An 18,491-nucleotide genomic window follows, 5' to 3' on the forward strand; every position below is an offset into this window, starting at 1 on the left:
TTCCGCGCAAATTCAAATTGTCGGCAATCACACTTTCGATCAACGAGGCATCATTCCTTGCGAAAAGATGCTGCCGCAACCGAAACGGATTGTGCTTTCATCTCTGTGAAAGCTAGGCACTGTAGTCAGGTGGACTCATGCTCCTTTACCTCCCTACTGGGTCTCCCCGCCTCCTGCGGACCTCTTGCCGATGCCGTGTCATCCCACCGCGGCACCTCTCCGCTATCAGCGAGTTAGGGTAGTCTGCTCCAGTCAGGAGTGACAGTCAACGCTCTTGCGTTCACATTTCGTATCGCCTATCAGAAGGCTGGTTGTTCGATATTTGTTCTAATGATAAGAGTGCACCGATGAATGACCGGAGCCCCCTTCCTATTGGAGGGTTTCACCCCATATTAGGTACCGGCGCGACGTGTTTCACCATTCGGCGCCCGTTTATCCATGGCATCATGAGCAGGCAGGACGCGGAATGAGCGATCAGAAATTCATTTCCATACGTGGCGCGCGCGAACACAATCTGAAAAATGTCGATCTCGATCTGCCTCGCGACAAGCTGATCGTGATGACGGGGCTTTCCGGCTCGGGCAAATCCTCGCTTGCCTTCGATACGATCTATGCGGAAGGCCAGCGCCGCTACGTCGAAAGCCTTTCGGCCTATGCGCGCCAGTTCCTCGAAATGATGCAGAAGCCGGATGTCGACCAGATCGACGGCCTGTCGCCCGCCATTTCCATCGAGCAGAAGACGACGAGCCGCAATCCGCGTTCGACGGTCGGCACTGTCACCGAAATTTACGACTATATGCGCCTGCTCTTTGCGCGCGTGGGCGTGCCCTATTCGCCGGCGACCGGCCTTCCCATCGAAAGCCAGACGGTCAGCCAGATGGTTGATCGCGTCATGGCGCTGGAAGAAGGCACGCGCCTTTATATCCTCGCGCCCATCGTTCGCGGCCGCAAGGGCGAGTACAAGAAGGAGCTGGCGGAGCTTCAGAAGAAGGGCTTTCAGCGCGTCAAGGTAGACGGCACCTTCTATGAAATTGCCGACGTTCCGGCGCTCGACAAGAAGTACAAGCACGATATCGATGTCGTGGTCGACCGCGTCGTGGTGCGCGCTGACCTTTCGACCCGCCTCGCCGACAGCCTTGAAACCTGCCTCAAGCTTGCCGAAGGTCTGGCCGTTGCCGAGTTTGCCGACAAGCCTCTGCCACCCGAAGAAACGGCGGAAGGCGGTGCTGCCAACAAGTCCGCCAACGAAACGCATGAGCGCATTCTGTTTTCGGAAAAGTTTGCCTGCCCGGTTTCCGGTTTCACCATTCCTGAAATCGAGCCCCGCCTGTTCTCGTTCAACAATCCATTCGGCGCCTGCCCGACCTGTGATGGCCTCGGCACGCAGCAGGCCATCGATCCGAACCTGATCGTTCCCGACGAAACGGCAGTGTTGAAGGACGGCGCGATTGCCCCATGGGCGCGGTCTTCGTCGCCCTACTACAATCAGACGCTGGAAGCGCTTGGCAAAGCCTATGGCTTCAAGATTGGCGCACGATGGGCCGATCTTTCGGAAGAAGCCCAGCAGGCCATTCTTTATGGCACCAAGGGCAAGGAAATCACCTTCCAGTATGATGACGGCCTGCGCTCCTACCAGACGACGAAGCCTTTTGAAGGCGTAATCCCCAATCTGGAGCGCCGCTGGAAGGAGACCGATTCCGCCTGGTCGCGTGAAGATATCGAGCGCTTCATGGCCTCTACGCCCTGCCCTGCCTGTAACGGCTACCGCCTGAAGCCGGAAGCGCTGGCGGTCAAGGTCGGCATGAAGCACATCGGTGAGATCACGGAAATGTCGATCCGCAAGGCCGACGCCTGGTTCCGCGACGTCGATGGCAGCTTCAATGACAAGCAGCGCGAAATTGCCGCCCGCATTCTCAAGGAGATTCGCGAGCGCCTGCAGTTCCTCAACGATGTCGGCCTTGATTATCTGACGCTGGCGCGCAATTCCGGCACGCTGTCGGGCGGTGAAAGCCAGCGTATCCGTCTTGCCTCGCAGATCGGCTCCGGCCTGACCGGCGTGCTTTACGTGCTGGACGAACCATCTATTGGTTTGCATCAGCGCGACAATGCCCGCCTTCTCGACACGCTGCGCCATCTGCGCGATCTCGGCAATACAGTCATCGTGGTCGAGCATGACGAAGACGCGATCCTGACTGCCGATTACGTGGTCGATATCGGCCCGGCGGCTGGCGTCCATGGCGGCAAGATCATCGCTCAAGGTTCGCCACAGGATGTGATGTCCAACGCCAATTCGCTGACCGGCAAATATCTGTCCGGTGCGATGGAAGTTGCCGTTCCGGCGGAACGCCGCAAGATTTCAAAGTCCAAGCGTATCAAAGTCGTGGGCGCGCGTGGCAACAACCTGAAGAATGTCTCGGCGGATATCCCGCTAGGAACCTTCACCGCCGTCACCGGCGTTTCAGGCGGAGGCAAGTCCACCTTCCTGATCGAAACTCTGTACAAGGCTGCTTCGCGTCGCATCATGGGCTCGCGCGAACACCCGGCGGAACATGACCGTATCGAAGGGCTGGAATTCCTCGACAAGGTGATCGATATCGACCAGTCGCCGATTGGCCGCACCCCGCGCTCCAACCCGGCAACCTATACCGGCGCCTTCACGCCGATCCGCGACTGGTTTGCGGGCCTGCCGGAAGCCAAGGCGCGCGGCTATCAGCCGGGCCGCTTCTCGTTCAACGTGAAGGGCGGACGCTGCGAAGCCTGTCAGGGCGATGGCGTCATCAAGATCGAGATGCACTTCCTGCCTGATGTCTATGTGACTTGCGACGTATGCCACGGCAAGCGCTACAACCGCGAAACGCTGGAAGTCCTGTTCAAGGGCAAGTCCATCGCCGATGTGCTGGATATGACAGTCGAGGAAGGTGCGGAATTCTTCTCCGCTGTTCCCGCGGTGCGCGACAAAATGGAAACGCTCGTCAAGGTCGGCCTTGGCTATATCAAGGTCGGCCAGCAGGCGACGACGCTTTCGGGTGGCGAAGCGCAGCGCGTGAAGCTTGCCAAGGAACTGTCACGCCGCGCGACGGGCCGCACGCTCTATATTCTGGACGAACCCACCACCGGCCTGCACTTCCATGACGTAGCAAAACTTTTGGAAGTGCTGCACGAACTGGTTGAACAGGGCAACACGGTCGTAGTGATCGAGCACAATCTGGAAGTTATCAAGACTGCCGACTGGGTGATCGATCTTGGACCGGAAGGCGGCGATGGCGGCGGCGAAATCGTTGCCGTGGGCCGTCCGGAAGACATCGTGCAGGAAAAGCGCTCCTACACCGGCCATTTCCTCAAGGAATTGCTGGAACGCCGCCCCAAGCGCAGTTCAGAGGCTGCGGAGTAAGCAGCAGGCATTGAGAATTATTGGAGCCGGGCCTAGCGCCCGGCTTTTTAGTCTATTGAGCAGATAGATATTCACACCTTTAAGACTGAGCGGAGACTCTATTTCATTAACTCTTGAAAATCCCAGAAACAGGGGAGTTTTGTTATGCCTAACTTGCCCACCATGTCATCAGGCACATCGATAGAAATTTCCCGTGCGACTTTGTCGGGAAAAAACGTTTCAAGAAATTGGATCCAGTAATCATGATGCAACTCTTGCACAATTTTCGCTGCAGTAATTATCCAGTTCTGAAACCCATCGACTCTCGCAAAAATCTCATCTTTTGATCCTATTCCCAGTTTATGGAACAAGATTTGCTCACCAAGAAAAAAGCCGTTATTTCCATCCCTATCATGCATAAATATGGAGTAATTTTCTCCATTCTGCATGCTGTTTGTTAATTCTGATATATGATTCAATATATAGTGATGTGTAACTGCATTACGGTACCAATCAACGAGATCATACTCTGGCTCGTTCTTCAACTGAGTGCATTTTTGTAGTGATTTTTGTCTGAATTGATGGAGAGTATCGTCATTACGTTTTTTACACGTACTTTGATACTGTTCACACATGTAAATATATTCTTTTAGTTTTCCGGCCAGAGTTCGTTGAATAACCAATGCCTGCGTTAGGGAGTAATCGGACACAACCTTATCGATCTTCCCCCCCTTGAAATTAGGAGCGTTGATCGCCAGCAGGAAAAGTCGCAAAAACGTAGTGATATCAGTGATTGCTACACACGAAGAAACCAGAAATGCGACATGGACTTTGGGTATGTCCTTAAGTTCATCCGCCTCAAAGTCCATACGATAAAGATGTTCATGCACGGTTGCTCTCCACGGTAACCATCAGCCCCACGCAAACAACGAAAAAAGCCCGGACAAGCCGGGCCTTCTCGACAGCCATTCGCGATCATGCCGCGATAGCTGGAAATTTATTGTCACGATCCGTTCGAAGAGCTTTCACTCTCCAGATCATGATTAGCCGTTTACGGCATCCTTCAGGCCCTTGCCAGCCGAGAACTTCGGCACGTTGCGAGCCGGAATAGCAACTTCCTTGCCGGTCGATGGGTTACGGCCGGTCGAGGCAGCGCGATGCGAAACGGAGAAAACGCCGAAGCCAGGCAGACGGACTTCTTCACCAGCCTTCAGGGCGCCGGTAACAGCAGCGAGTACAGCATCAACAGCGGTACCGGCATCAGCCTTCGTCAAACCGCCCTTTTCCGCAACTGCGGCAACCAATTCGTTCTTGTTCATTGGCATTTCCTTTCTTTATCTACCGGAACGGATAACGTGACCGGATTGGTCGGAGTTTATTCAAATCGTTTCACAAACCAAGCCTGTCAACGTGAAAAAACCCCGGAAAACCGGGGTTAAACACAGAAATGCCGGACAAATTGCCCGGCACTTCGATTGTTGGTCCTGATAGACACCTTCCAGCGGGATTATCCGACTGAATCAGAATCGCCCGCCAGAAGTTCATTTCACTGCATTACCGGAAAGCAAACCGCTTCGCGATTTCGCTGGAAATGCATCAATGCGCCGTCGAAACCCCTGCTTCTTCCTCGACCGAAGGCACGGTCGCCGGGGTTGCCGGCTCGGTCCATTCAATCGGCTCTGGTTCACGAACCAGAGCGTGCCTGAGGACTTCACCCACGCGAGACACCGGAACGATCTCAAGACTGTTCTTCACATTGTCCGGAATATCCGCCAGATCCTTGGCGTTTTCTTCCGGGATCAGAACCTTCTTGATGCCGCCGCGCAGAGCCGCGAGGAGCTTTTCCTTCAGGCCGCCGATTGGCAGGACACGACCGCGCAGAGTGACCTCGCCTGTCATTGCGATGTCCTTGCGAACCGGGATACCGGTCAGCACGGATACAATCGCCGTGACCATGGCGATACCGGCGGACGGACCGTCCTTCGGCGTTGCACCTTCCGGCACGTGCACGTGGATGTCGCGCTTGTCGAACAGCGGAGGCTCGATGCCGAAATCGATAGCACGCGAGCGGACATAGGAAGCCGCTGCAGAGATCGATTCCTTCATCACGTCGCGGAGGTTACCCGTGACGGTCATGCGGCCCTTGCCGGGCATCATGACGCCTTCGATGGTCAGCAATTCGCCGCCAACTTCCGTCCAGGCAAGGCCTGTCACGACGCCAACCTGATCTTCGCCGTCGATCTGACCGAAGCGGAAACGCTCGACACCCAGATAGTCGGAGAGGTTCTTGTCGGTGACTTTCACCGACTTCTTCTTCGACTTCAGGATTTCGGTCACGGCCTTACGAGCCAGAGTCATCAATTCGCGTTCGAGGCTACGCACACCTGCTTCCCGCGTGTAAAGGCGGATAACATTGCGCAGCGCGTCGTCCGTGACCGAAAACTCCTTCGGCTGCAGGGCGTGATCCTTGATTGCCTTCGGCAGCAGGTGCCGCTTGGCGATCTCGAGCTTTTCATCCTCGGTGTAACCGGCAATACGGATGATCTCCATACGATCCAGAAGCGGACCGGGAATGTTCAGCGTATTGGCCGTCGTCACGAACATGACGTTCGACAGATCATATTCGACCTCAAGGTAGTGATCCATGAAGGTCGAGTTCTGTTCGGGGTCCAGCACCTCGAGCATGGCCGATGACGGATCGCCGCGGAAATCCTGGCCCATCTTGTCGATTTCATCGAGCAGGAAAAGCGGATTGGACTTCTTCGCCTTCTTCATCGACTGGATGACCTTGCCGGGCATCGAACCGATATAGGTGCGGCGGTGACCGCGGATTTCAGCCTCGTCACGCACGCCGCCGAGCGACATACGGACATATTCACGGCCAGTAGCCTTGGCAATCGAACGGGCAAGCGAGGTCTTGCCGACGCCGGGAGGTCCGACGAGGCAGAGGATCGGGCCCTTGATTTTGGTCGAGCGAGCCTGCACCGCGAGATATTCAACAATGCGCTCCTTGACCTTGTCGAGGCCGAAATGTTCGTCATCGAGCACTTCCTCGGCAAAGTTCAGGTCCTGCTTGATCTTCGACTTCTTGCCCCATGGAATGGACAGCAGCCAGTCGAGATAGTTGCGGACGACCGTTGCTTCGGCAGACATCGGGCTCATGCTGCGCAGCTTCTTCAGCTCGCCTTGCGCCTTTTCACGGGCTTCCTTGGAAAGCTTGGTCTTGTTGATGCGTTCTTCCAGTTCAGCCGCTTCATCGCGACCGTCCTCGCCATCGCCAAGCTCCTTCTGGATCGCCTTCATCTGCTCATTGAGATAGTATTCGCGCTGCGTCTTCTCCATCTGGCGCTTGACGCGACTGCGGATACGCTTCTCAACCTGGAGAACCGAAATTTCGGCTTCCATGAAGGAAAGTGCCTTCTCAAGGCGCTCGCGCACCGAGAGGATCGACAGCATTTCCTGCTTTTCAGGAATCTTGATCGCGAGATGCGAGGCAACCGTGTCGGCAAGCTTCGAATAGTCGTCGATCTGGCTGGCGGCACCAACCACTTCCGGCGAAATCTTCTTGTTCAGCTTGACGTAATTTTCGAAGTCTGAAACCACCGAGCGGGCAAGCGCCTCGATCTCGACTGCATCTTCTTCGGGCTCCGGCAAAGCCGCAGCATAGGCCTCGTGATAATCTTCGCGGTCGGTAAACTTGGAAACCTTGGCGCGCGCCGTACCTTCGACCAGCACCTTGACTGTGCCGTCCGGCAGCTTCAGGAGCTGCAATACGTTGGCAATCGTGCCGATTTCAAAAATCGCATCCGGTGCCGGATCGTCATCGGCAGCGTTTTTCTGGGTGGCGAGCAGAATCTGCTTGTCCACGCCCATCACTTCCTCCAGCGCGCGAATGGACTTTTCGCGGCCGACAAAAAGCGGAACGATCATATGCGGGAAAACGACGATGTCACGCAACGGCAAAACGGCATAGAGCCCGTCTGCACCGCCCGCTTCAGAACCACCCAATGGTGTCTTCTGTTCAGTACCCGTCATAACTCAGTCCTTTCTCAGGTCTTTCAACCTGACTGCCACCTCCGCGCCCCCTTTCATCATGAGGCAGGTCACGAATGTGCTTCGGTCCATACTTGGAGAGCCGAACCCGGCAATTCAATAGCCTGTAGCGGGATGGCTTTCATAGAATCGTCATCTATCCTGCGCTGTACAGTGATTTAGTACAATATCTAGCTTAGGCTGTACCCTGATTGCTGCGCCTGCAATAGTGACAGGAACAGCCTGGCGCAAGTCTGCACATGAAAAAGGCCGCTTACGCGGCCTTTTTAAGGATTAATTGTTACCGCTTAAGCGGAAACATTACCCTTTTCGTCCTGCCGCTCGGCATAGATATAGAGCGGACGGGCGCTGCCATCCACTACATCGCCGGAGATGACCACTTCCTGTACGCCTTCCAGCGTCGGAAGCTCGAACATCGTGTCGAGCAGGATCTTTTCCATGATCGAACGCAGACCGCGTGCACCTGTCTTGCGCTCGACCGCCTTGTTGGCAATCGCCCGCAGGGCATCGTCGTGGAAGCTCAGCTCGACACTCTCCATGTCGAACAGGCGCTGATACTGCTTCACGAGCGCGTTCTTCGGCTCGGTCAGGATCTGCACCAGAGCATCGACATCAAGGTCTTCGAGTGTCGCGATGACCGGCAGACGACCGACGAATTCCGGAATGAGGCCGAACTTCAAAAGATCTTCCGGTTCCAGTTCCTTGAAGACATCACCGATACGGCGCTCATCAACCGAACGAACGGTGGCACCAAAGCCGATGGACGTCTTCTCGCCACGTGCGGAGATAATCTTGTCGAGACCGGCAAAAGCGCCGCCGCAGATGAAGAGGATGTTCGTCGTGTCCACCTGCAGGAATTCCTGCTGCGGATGCTTGCGGCCACCCTGCGGCGGCACGGAAGCGACGGTACCTTCCATGATCTTCAGAAGTGCCTGCTGGACACCCTCGCCCGACACGTCGCGCGTGATGGACGGGTTATCCGACTTGCGGCTGATCTTGTCGACTTCGTCGATATAGACGATGCCGCGCTGTGCGCGTTCCACGTTGTAATCGGCGGCCTGAAGCAGCTTCAGGATGATGTTCTCGACATCTTCACCGACATAGCCTGCTTCCGTCAGCGTCGTCGCATCGGCCATGGTGAACGGCACATCGATAATGCGTGCGAGCGTCTGGGCAAGATAGGTCTTGCCGCAACCCGTCGGACCGACGAGAAGAATGTTCGACTTCGCAAGCTCGATATCGCTGCTCTTGGACTGATGGGCGAGACGCTTGTAGTGATTGTGTACCGCAACCGACAGAACGCGCTTGGCATCCTTCTGGCCGATGACGTAATCGTCAAGAACGGCCATGATTTCCTGCGGCGTAGGCACGCCCTCGCGCGACTTCACCATCGAGGATTTGTTTTCCTCGCGGATGATGTCCATGCAGAGTTCGACGCACTCGTCGCAGATGAAAACGGTCGGGCCTGCAATCAGCTTGCGCACTTCATGCTGGCTTTTGCCGCAGAACGAGCAATAAAGCGTATTCTTGGAATCGCCGCCGCTGTTGCTGACTTTGCTCATCGCAGTTTCCTTTCAATTGACCGAAATGAACCTTGGGCGTTCATATCGATCGTTTCTTCCGGTTCGGACCCAGTGCTGGAGGAGAAACGCGCCTCCCGCTGGTCATGATGGCAGCAGATACGCACTGCCTGTCATCTAGGGCCTGTAGTCTCAGGATTCCTGTCACCGTGTGGCTCCCCGACCGAAGGAGCCATTTGGCAACTTTTGCAGAAGCTGCACCGCCGAACAAATGAAAAATAAGTTCCCGGCAAAGATTCGGCATAATCTGACCAAGTTTAGCGCCCCGAACCCCAACAGATGCTTAACGCGGCGCGTTAACCATCACGTAGGAGCAAGAATTAGGCCCCTTTTGTGGCAAAGGGCGCTAAAATCAGGTGCGAGCCGGAGATTCCGGCTCTTACTTCGATTCGTCCGCGCCTACGTCGCGCGATTCAACCACCTTGTCGATAAGGCCGAATTCGAGCGCTTCCTGCGCGGTCATGAAATGGTCGCGGTCCAGCGTGCGTTCGATGGTCTCGTAATCGCGGCCTGTGTGCTTGACGTAAATCTCGTTCAGGCGGCGCTTCATCTTGATGATATCCTGCGCGTGACGTTCGATATCCGACGCCTGCCCCTGGAAACCGCCGGATGGCTGGTGGACCATGATGCGGGCATTCGGCAGCGCATAACGCTGGCCCGTCGCACCGGCAGTCAGAAGCAGCGAGCCCATCGACGCGGCCTGGCCCATGCAAAGCGTGGAAACCGGCGGACGGATGAACTGCATCGTGTCATAGATCGCCATGCCGGAGGTTACGACGCCGCCAGGTGAATTGATGTACATGTTGATCTCTTTCTTCGGGTTTTCCGCTTCGAGAAAGAGAAGCTGTGCGCAGACCAGCATAGACATTCCGTCTTCAACCGGTCCGTTCACGAAGATGATGCGCTCCTTGAGAAGGCGCGAGAAAATATCATAGGCCCGTTCGCCACGGTTGGTCTGCTCAACCACCATCGGGACGAGGTTCATGACGGTTTCGATCGGATCTCTCATTATGGGCCTCTGGATATATTTATGGCGAAGTGAATAGTTTTGAATCGTGAGTGTTCCATACATAGGGCGTTGCGCCCCTGTTCCGCAAGTGGCGCAGCACTCCGCGCTTTACTCCCAGTCCGACTCCGGCTTTTCAGGTCGAATGCCGCGCTTCTCGTCCAGCGTTTTGCGGGCCACTTCGGTCAGTCGGGCCTTGATGCGCACGGAGCCGTCTTCCAGATCCTCGCGTTCGACATTGCTGCCATGCTGGTAAATCCAGTCGAGCAGATGAAGCTCGAAAGGAGACAGCAACACATCGACCGAACCGAGCGAACCCGCTATTCGCGTTTCGATGAGCGAAAGCAACCTGTCAACACCTTCACCGGTAATCGCTGAAAGCGGGATTGGACGCCCCTCCTCGCTTCCCGCAGCGGCAAGGCGCATAGCGGCTTCACGCCCGCTTTCGTCGAGATTGTCGATCTTGTTCCAGATCTCGACGACGCGCTTGCGGTCTTGCGGCTCGATGCCCAGCCCTGCAAGAATGCTTTCAACATCTTCCGCCTGCGCGGCATTGTCCGGATCGGAAATATCGCGGACATGCAGGATCAGATCGGCTTCGACCACTTCTTCGAGCGTGGCGCGGAATGCAGCGACGAGATGGTGCGGCAGGTTCGAGATGAACCCGACCGTATCGGACAGGATGACCGTTTCGCCATGCGGAAGGCGAATGCGGCGCAATGTCGGATCGAGCGTGGCGAAGAGCATGTCTTCGGCCAGTACTTCCGCGCCTGTCATACGGTTGAAGAGCGTCGACTTTCCCGCGTTGGTATAGCCGACGAGCGCCACGATCGGATGTGGCACCTTGCGCCGCTTCTGGCGATGCAACGTGCGGGTGCGCACCACTGTTTCAAGCTCTCGCTTGATCTTTAGAATTTTTTCCTGCAGCAAGCGGCGGTCAGCTTCGATCTGGGTTTCACCCGGACCACCGAGGAAGCCACCACCGCCGCGCTGGCGCTCCAAGTGGGTCCAGCTTCTGACCAGACGCCCCTTCTGATAATTCAGATGCGCCAGCTCGACCTGCAGAGCGCCCTCCTTGGTGCGCGCGCGCTCACCGAAAATTTCGAGAATGAGACCCGTACGGTCAATGACCTTGACGTTCCATTCCTTTTCGAGATTGCGCTGTTGCACCGGTGTCAGTGCGTGATCGACGATGACCAGCCCAATGGCCTTTTCCTTGACGGTTTCGGCGATGGACTCCACCTTTCCCGCACCAAGCAAGGTCGCAGGCCGTGGATTGGCGACAATCGCAATTTCAGCATGTTCGATGTCGAGATTGATTGCCCTGGCAAGCCCGACGGCTTCTTCCAGGCGCGCCTCATTCGAGCGCTGAAATTCAGGGCGCGCGCCATCTTCCGCCGACGTGCCCGTATTATACCGCTCAGGCAGGACGGGAACGATAACGGCTGCCCTTGTAGGCTCGGGTTCTGAAAGCTCGAAATCCTTGTCTGCATCGGCAGACGTCGGCTTTTTATCCTTGAATTTGGACAAATATATTCACTCCGGGACGCGGAAACTGTCGACGATGCATTTTTGACTGAAAAGATCAGGTCAATGCACTAACTGACACTGCAGATAAGTCGCCGCTAAGACTGTTTCAAATGAAAGACGCCCCGGATTGTTTAAACATGACGAACCGGACAGGCAGAGCGTGTCCGGTCAACGTCAAGCAGAAACAAAAACTGGAGCGAAACGGCATTAAGCCATTGCGCTCCAGTGGAATTCGGAAAGCGTCAGGCTTCTTCGCCTTCGAACATCTGCACAGGCTGGCTTGGCATGATCGTCGAAATCGCATGCTTGTAAACAAGCTGCGAATGACCGTCACGGCGCAGAAGCACGCAGAAATTATCAAACGACGTTACAATGCCGGTCAGTTTCACGCCATTGATAAGGAAAATCGTCAGCGAAATTTTCTGCTTACGTACAGAATTCAGAAAAAGGTCTTGCAGATTTTGCGATCGTTCAGCCATTGTTTTTATTCCTTTAATCGATCAGCAGCCAGCTCGCGATGTGTTAAACGAACACGCGCATGCACATAAATCAAGCACCGGAGCGTGCAAAACCGGTACTGGACTGCAATTGCTGTGGAAAGACAACTGCTTCGCTATTCAGCTTCGGTTAACAGGATGGGAATCTTTGCGCAACCGTCAATTTCATTAGACTCTTGGTGAATTGCGGCAGACGAGCCAGTTTCAGCATCTGAATCTGCTACGGCAACCTCTTCATTTTGTTGGGATTCACGCAGTGGCCGCACCCGATCTATTGCCCACATGTAAAAACTTCCGGGCTGGAGCGAAACGACTTCCTTGTGCTTTTTATGTATATGGAAACCTATAAAGTCCGGATGACGGATAGGCTCAAGACCGTAGGTCGGGTCATAGATGCGCGTGGCGTCCTTGCCGACCCAGTAATAGAAGTTTTCCTGGGGGGCCGCGTTCTTGAAAATCCCGTATTTGCGGGCGAGACGCGAGATGCCGTCATTGCCAAAGACAGTGATGCCAATCGAGGCAGGCGTTACTTCCTTGCCGATCAGGCGGTAATAAAGCGGGCGCAATTTGCCTCGACGTATGCCCAGCCAGCTCGGTAGCGGATAGGTCGCCGCTACGTAGGCCTCAAATTCGCGAATAATCGGATGGTCATGCGGAAGATAAAGTGCAGACACGCCGACACGGAATCGATTCTCCCGGGCGAGATACGGTTTATTCGGATCGGGATGAAACTGCTTCAGAAGATAGACATCCGTATCGAGCCAGACACCCTGCTGATATTTCATCAGCATAATGCGGAAAATGTCGCTGAATTGAACGATAGTCCGTTTGGAACGGAAATTCGGATAGGCTGGATCAAGCCGCTTGAAGACCGCTTCGGGCAAGATGCTGCTGGCGTCATGCAGTTCGACGCCCGCCGGTACGTTCTCGATCGGGGCGTAAGCGAAGAGCTTTACCCGTTGACCAGTCATCACCATTGACGCCAGACAAATACAATCGACGTCGCGCAAACGCGACCCGTACCAGAACGTACAGATATCCATGTCAGCCCCTAAGCCCTTACCCGGACCGAAGCTAACACAAAGTTGTGATCAGAAGAACTCCAGACTGACGCGGAACATCTGTTCCACATGCTTTACGGCGTCGGATGTGGCGAAAATGACGACGCGGTCCTTCGGCTTGATCCGCACATCGCCATTCGGTCGGATCACCTGCCCGTCGCGATAGATCGCACCGATTCGCAAACCTTCCGGCAGATCGAGATCGCGCAGTGGCGCGCCAACGAGCGAAGATGTTTCCAGCGCCTCGGCCTCGATTAGTTCGGCCTTATCGCGATAAACGCTATAGACTGCGCGAATACGGCCCCGGCGCACATGCTGCAGGATTTTGGAGATCGTGACAGCTTTTGGATTGATATAGGCATCGATCCCCACCATGTGGGTAAAGTCCTGATAGGCGACCGTATTGAGCAGGGCCATGTTGGATTTGCACCCCAGACGCTTGGCCATGATGCTCGACAGGATATTGACCTGATCCTGATTGGTGAGTGCGACCATCAGGTCGGCATCCTGAATATCGGCTTCCTGCAACAGGTTCTGATCAAGCGCGCTGCCGTGCAAGACCATGGTGCGCTTGAGCTGATCGGCAATCGCGAATGCACGGTCATGCTCGCTTTCGATCATCTTGACGCGCGTATTCCATTTACGGTCCTCGATGGCCTTGGCCACGTAGAGACCGATATTGCCGCCGCCTGCGATAACGATGCGGCTGGCTTCCGGTTTCTCGTGCCCGAACAGTCCCAATGTGCGACGAACCTGCTCACGCGTCGTCACGACATAGGCCAGATCCCCTGCATTCAGCTCGTCAGAAGAACGCGGGATGAACAGGCTGTCGTTGCGCACCACGCCAACGACGGTTGCCGCAAGATCGGGAAACAAATCCGTCAGCTGTTTCAGCGGCGTATTGATGACTGGACATTCCTCAAGACATTCGATGGCAAGGCCGATGATCTTGTCGTCGGCAAAGCGCAGCACATCTGTCGCGCCCTGCAAGGCGATACGCCGCAGAACCACCTCACCCACTTCCAGTTCTGGCGAGATGATCACGTCAATCGGCAGGTTTTCGCGCAGGAACAAGTCCTGATACTCGGCCTTGAGATAGGATTGGGCGCGGATACGGGCAATCTTGGTCGGTACGTTGAAGACCGAATGCGCCACCTGACAGGCCACCATATTGACCTCGTCGGACAATGTGACGGCAATAATCATGTCCGCTTCGTCGGCACCGGCGGCTGCGAGCACGTCGGGCTGCGAACCGTGTCCGACGAACCCACGCACGTCGAGCGTGTCGCGCACAATCTCGACATGGCGCGCGGACGTGTCGATAACAGAGACATCGTTTTCTTCCGCCGCAAGCCGCTCGGCGATGCCGTATCCGACCTGCCCTGCTCCGCAAACGATTACCCGCATGACTGCTCCGTCCGAGACAATTACAGCATTTCCAGCAAAAGCCCGACGCGGTTTTGCTTTGGATAATGCGCCAGAACCAATGTTCAGAGCGGCACCACTTCAGCTGGGCCGCTCTGAATGCTTATACGCCCAGAGACTTCAGTTTGCGATGCAGCGCCGAACGCTCCATGCCAACGAACTCCGCCGTGCGCGAAATATTGCCGCCAAACCTGTTGATCTGGGCAATCAGATATTCCTTCTCGAAACGCTCGCGCGCCTCTCGCAACGGAAGCGCCATGATGTGCTGGTCTGATTCCGTCGGTGCGCGCGGCAGCGTGTCACCGATTTCAGCCGGCAAAAGATCGGCTGTCACTGGCGCTTCGGGATCATCGCCGCGCGCCAGAATCATCAGGCGTTCGACATTGTTGCGAAGCTGGCGAAGATTGCCCGGCCAGCTATGCGCCTGCAAAACCGCCATGGCATCGGGACCGATCTTGCGCGGCTTGATGCCCGCCTGTTCGGCAATCTGCTTCATGAAATAGTCGACCAGGGACGGAATATCCTCGCGCCGGGCCGCAAGCGGTGGCACCTGTACCGGAACCACCGACAGACGGTGAAACAGGTCCTCGCGGAATGTGCCTTCCGCAATCATGCCTTCGAGGTTCTGCGCTGTCGACGAGATGATGCGCACATCCACCTTCACGCGCTTGGTGCCGCCAACGCGCTCGAACTGCTGGTCGACAAGCACACGCAGGATCTTGTTCTGCGTCTCGCGCGGCATATCCGCGACTTCATCGAGGTAAAGAATACCGCCATGAGCTTCTTCCAGAGCGCCTACCTTGCGCTCGCCGCCGTCCATCTCCGTGCCGAAGAGTTCGATTTCCATGCGCTCCGGCGTGATCGTCGCGGCGTTAACCGTCACAAACGGTCCGCTGGCGCGGCCGGACTGCGCATGGATGGCACGCGCGGCCAATTCCTTGCCCGCGCCCGACGGTCCCGTAATCATGATGCGGCTGTTGGTCGGCGCCACACGTTCGATGGTCTGGCGCAGCTGGTTCATCGCCAGGGACGCGCCGATCAATTCCAGATGATCGCCGCTGCGCTTGCGAAGGTTGGACACCTCACGCTTCAGCTTGGAGGTTTCGAGCGCCCGTTCCGCGACGAGGATCAATCGGTCAGCCTTGAACGGCTTTTCGATGAAGTCGTAGGCGCCGCGACGGATCGCCGAGACCGCCGTTTCAATATTGCCATGACCGGAAATCATCACGACCGGCAGTTCAGGGTGCTGCTTCTTGATTTCATCAAGCAACGCCAGACCGTCCAGCCGGCTGCCCTGCAGCCAGATGTCCAGAAAAACCAGCCGGGGAACGCGATCGTTGATCGCCGCGAGCGCGCTGTCCGCGTCGAAAGCCGTGCGAGTTTCATGGCCTTCATCGCTCAGAATGCCTGCAACAAGTTCCCGGATATCCGCTTCGTCATCAACTACAAGAATATCGGCAGCCATATCAAATCACCTGTCCAGCTATGTTCTTTTCGTCATTATCCGCATTGGTGCCAGCATCGCTGGCAGGTGCTTGCGGGAAGACCATGCGTATCATTGCGCCCCGTCCTCCGTGGAAATCCGAAGGCGCATCATGCAATTCCAGATGTCCGCCATGATCCTCGACGATCTTGCGGACAATCGCGAGGCCAAGGCCGGTGCCCTTTTCCCGCGTCGTCATATAAGGTTCGAGCAATTTCTGGCGATCATCGCCCGGCAGGCCCTTGCCATTGTCGATGACATCGACAACCAGTTGCCCATCCGCCTGATAGGAACGGATCAGGATGTGCCCTTCTTCACGATCTTCCTTCGGAAGTCCGTCAATGGCTTCGCTGGCATTCTTGATGACATTGCCAAACGCCTGCCCGATCAGGCGACTGTCGAAGGAGCCGACCAGCCTGTCCGGGCCGAAATCGTTCTGGAAGCGAATATCGCTACGGCTGACTTCAATCAGGAAAGAGGCTTCGCGCAATGCCTCGCGCATATCCATAAGCCGCATTTCCGGCTTCGGCATACGGGCAAAGGCAGAGAACTCATCGACCATACGCCCGATATCACCCACCTGGCGAATGATCGTATCTGTGCATTGGTCGAAAACCTCGCGATCCTCGGTAATCACCTTGCCGTAACGGCGACGAATGCGTTCTGCGGAAAGCTGGATCGGTGTGAGCGGGTTCTTGATCTCATGCGCAATGCGGCGAGCGACATCCGCCCAGGCCGAGGAACGCTGCGCTTGTACCAGATCAGTGATGTCATCCACAGTTACCACATAAGAGTGATCTTCGGATTCGGTATCTTCGACGGTCACCTGCACGTTGAAGGTACGCGCTACGCCGCCACGGGTCATGCTGACCTGCTCGCGATGTACCGCACGCCCCGTTGAACGGGCAACCTCGAAAGCCTGCCCGATCTCCGGTGCAATGCTGGTAAGGTTTTTGCCGACAGAATCGTCCGATGTGACGCCAAACATGTGCTCTGCGGAACGGTTCAGAATGGAAATACAGCCATCCGTTTCGATGCCGATGACGCCCGCCGTCACACCGGAAAGCACGGCCTCCGAGAAGCGGCGGCGTTCATCGATCTGGTCCTTGGCAGAAAGCAGCTCGTTACGCTGGCTCTTAAGTTCCGCGACCATGTTGTTGAAAGTACCGGACAATGCGCCAACGTCGCCATCCGAAGTCCGTACCGGCACAGAGACGTCAAGATTGCCCGCCGCCACATCATCCGACGCGCCGATCAAAAGCCGGATCGGGCGAACCAGCCTGTCGGCAACGGCAATGCCAGTCCAGATAGCCGAAAGCAGCACGATCAGCGTCAAGCCGAAATAGAGTAGCGCAAATGCAATCTGCGTCGGAATGCGGTTCGCATCCATCTCCTGATAGCGCTGGGTATTGGCTTCCATCAAACGCATGGCGTCGAGAATCTGCGAATCCACGGCGCGAACTGTATAGAGATAGACGTCAGGTATCTCGCGCATCTTGATGATTGCGCCAACGAAATTGCTGTTTCCCGGAGGAATGATAACCGGCTTGCCGTCCGGAGCTGTCTTCAATGCGTCTTCGGTCGGCGGCGGCAGACGATCCTCGACACCGGTATCGCTTTTGACGACCACTTCGCCGTTTTCACGCACCAGAAACGCACCGAGCAGACCACGACCACGTGTTTGCAGCGTCATCAGCTGGATGAAACCGCCACGGTCGAGACTATAAATGGTGCGCTGCGCATCCAAATCCTGCAGCATCGAATAGGACGTGCTTTGCAGGTTGAGCGCGGTTTCGCGAATATAGGCGGTGGTGAGGCTCTGCGACGAACTCACGATGTCACGCGTATTGGTATCGAACCAGCGATCGAGCCCCAAATTGAGCGTTACGGATGCAACAATGGCAACCACAATGGCGGGCACCGCCGCGATCAGCGAAAACAGCGCGACGATACGCACATGCAGACGCGAAGCGGCCTTTCCAAGCCGCCGGGCCATGATGATGCGATAGACTTCGCGGCAGATCAGCAGAATGAGGAACAGAATCAGTGCGACATTGATGATGACCAATGCCAGCGTGACGGTCCTATCAGGCGTGATCGGGGTGATGCCAATGAGAATGGCAAAGGAAATCGACGCCGTAATCAGCGCTGAAACAACAGTGATAATGCCTGGCAGCGCCAGAAGCCTGCGCCCCTCGCCGCCTTGCGATGATTGTTTCTCGCCGTTCATGTCCGCCGTCAGATTCGCCGTGTTCATGTTAACCATGTTACCCAATAGCGTTGCATCTATGCAACGCATTGTGGCGAAAATGCAACGTTATTCTGCGCACCATTGTTGATGAACCATACAGAAGGCCTGAAAGAACCAAGAATGCTGATTTACGAAACTCTTGGGACTTTCAATGCGATGCGATTTCATCACATAAGAATCCGTTGGGTTCGAAAGTTTCCGGACCTGTCAAACACTGGCGCAGAGGGCTTTTGGG

General features: G+C 55.9%; 11 protein-coding genes and 2 pseudogenes. 1 reads left to right on the forward strand and 12 read right to left on the reverse strand.

What is annotated here, in order from left to right; genetic code table 11:
- The first annotated feature begins 466 nt into the window (after window positions 1-466).
- Window positions 467-3,391, forward strand: a complete 2,925-nt coding sequence (gene uvrA / locus HWX93_RS10705) for an excinuclease ABC subunit UvrA (RefSeq protein WP_176037363.1) — start codon at window positions 467-469, stop codon at window positions 3,389-3,391.
- A gap of 98 nt (window positions 3,392-3,489) precedes the next feature.
- On the opposite strand, the gene HWX93_RS10710 is transcribed toward uvrA, so the two are convergent.
- From HWX93_RS10710 to HWX93_RS10765, 12 genes and pseudogenes are all read right to left on the reverse strand, one after another.
- On the reverse strand, window positions 3,490-4,260 hold the full coding sequence (locus HWX93_RS10710) for a hypothetical protein (RefSeq protein WP_176037364.1): 771 nt from the start codon (window positions 4,258-4,260) through the stop codon (window positions 3,490-3,492).
- A 153-nt stretch (window positions 4,261-4,413) separates the two neighbouring features.
- Window positions 4,414-4,689: an HU family DNA-binding protein gene (locus tag HWX93_RS10715; RefSeq protein ID WP_006470422.1), complete on the reverse strand. Its 276-nt coding sequence runs from the start codon at window positions 4,687-4,689 to the stop codon at window positions 4,414-4,416.
- A 277-nt stretch (window positions 4,690-4,966) separates the two neighbouring features.
- The gene (gene lon / locus HWX93_RS10720) at window positions 4,967-7,405 is read right to left on the reverse strand and encodes an endopeptidase La (RefSeq protein ID WP_176037365.1); all 2,439 of its coding nucleotides are present in this window, start codon (window positions 7,403-7,405) and stop codon (window positions 4,967-4,969) included.
- Between the two features lie 305 nt (window positions 7,406-7,710).
- The gene (gene clpX / locus HWX93_RS10725; RefSeq protein ID WP_061346342.1) at window positions 7,711-8,985 is read right to left on the reverse strand and encodes an ATP-dependent Clp protease ATP-binding subunit ClpX; all 1,275 of its coding nucleotides are present in this window, start codon (window positions 8,983-8,985) and stop codon (window positions 7,711-7,713) included.
- Between the two features lie 397 nt (window positions 8,986-9,382).
- Window positions 9,383-10,012 carry an ATP-dependent Clp endopeptidase proteolytic subunit ClpP gene (gene clpP, locus HWX93_RS10730; RefSeq protein ID WP_010660144.1) on the reverse strand — a complete coding sequence of 210 codons (630 nt, stop codon included), beginning with the start codon at window positions 10,010-10,012 and terminating at the stop codon, window positions 9,383-9,385.
- A gap of 108 nt (window positions 10,013-10,120) precedes the next feature.
- On the reverse strand, window positions 10,121-11,539 hold the full coding sequence (hflX, locus tag HWX93_RS10735; protein ID WP_109987816.1) for a GTPase HflX: 1,419 nt from the start codon (window positions 11,537-11,539) through the stop codon (window positions 10,121-10,123).
- Between the two features lie 242 nt (window positions 11,540-11,781).
- Window positions 11,782-12,018 (reverse strand): RNA chaperone Hfq, encoded by a 237-nt coding sequence (hfq, locus tag HWX93_RS10740; protein ID WP_002964239.1) that lies wholly within the window; start codon window positions 12,016-12,018, stop codon window positions 11,782-11,784.
- Between the two features lie 5 nt (window positions 12,019-12,023).
- Window positions 12,024-12,221: pseudogene (locus HWX93_RS10745) on the reverse strand (hypothetical protein).
- A 30-nt stretch (window positions 12,222-12,251) separates the two neighbouring features.
- A pseudogene (locus HWX93_RS10750) lies at window positions 12,252-13,079 on the reverse strand (hypothetical protein); the annotation flags it as partial.
- Between the two features lie 48 nt (window positions 13,080-13,127).
- On the reverse strand, window positions 13,128-14,504 hold the full coding sequence (trkA, locus tag HWX93_RS10755; RefSeq protein WP_109987815.1) for a Trk system potassium transporter TrkA: 1,377 nt from the start codon (window positions 14,502-14,504) through the stop codon (window positions 13,128-13,130).
- A 121-nt stretch (window positions 14,505-14,625) separates the two neighbouring features.
- Complete coding sequence (locus HWX93_RS10760; protein WP_061346346.1) at window positions 14,626-15,987, reverse strand: sigma-54-dependent transcriptional regulator; 1,362 nt, start codon at window positions 15,985-15,987, stop codon at window positions 14,626-14,628.
- Window position 15,988: 1 nt separating this feature from the next.
- Window positions 15,989-18,304 carry a sensor histidine kinase NtrY-like gene (locus HWX93_RS10765; RefSeq protein WP_176037366.1) on the reverse strand — a complete coding sequence of 772 codons (2,316 nt, stop codon included), beginning with the start codon at window positions 18,302-18,304 and terminating at the stop codon, window positions 15,989-15,991.
- Window positions 18,305-18,491 lie beyond the last annotated feature (187 nt).

Origin of the sequence: Brucella tritici (assembly GCF_902825325.1) — a bacterium.
Taxonomy (GTDB): Bacteria; Pseudomonadota; Alphaproteobacteria; order Rhizobiales; family Rhizobiaceae; genus Brucella.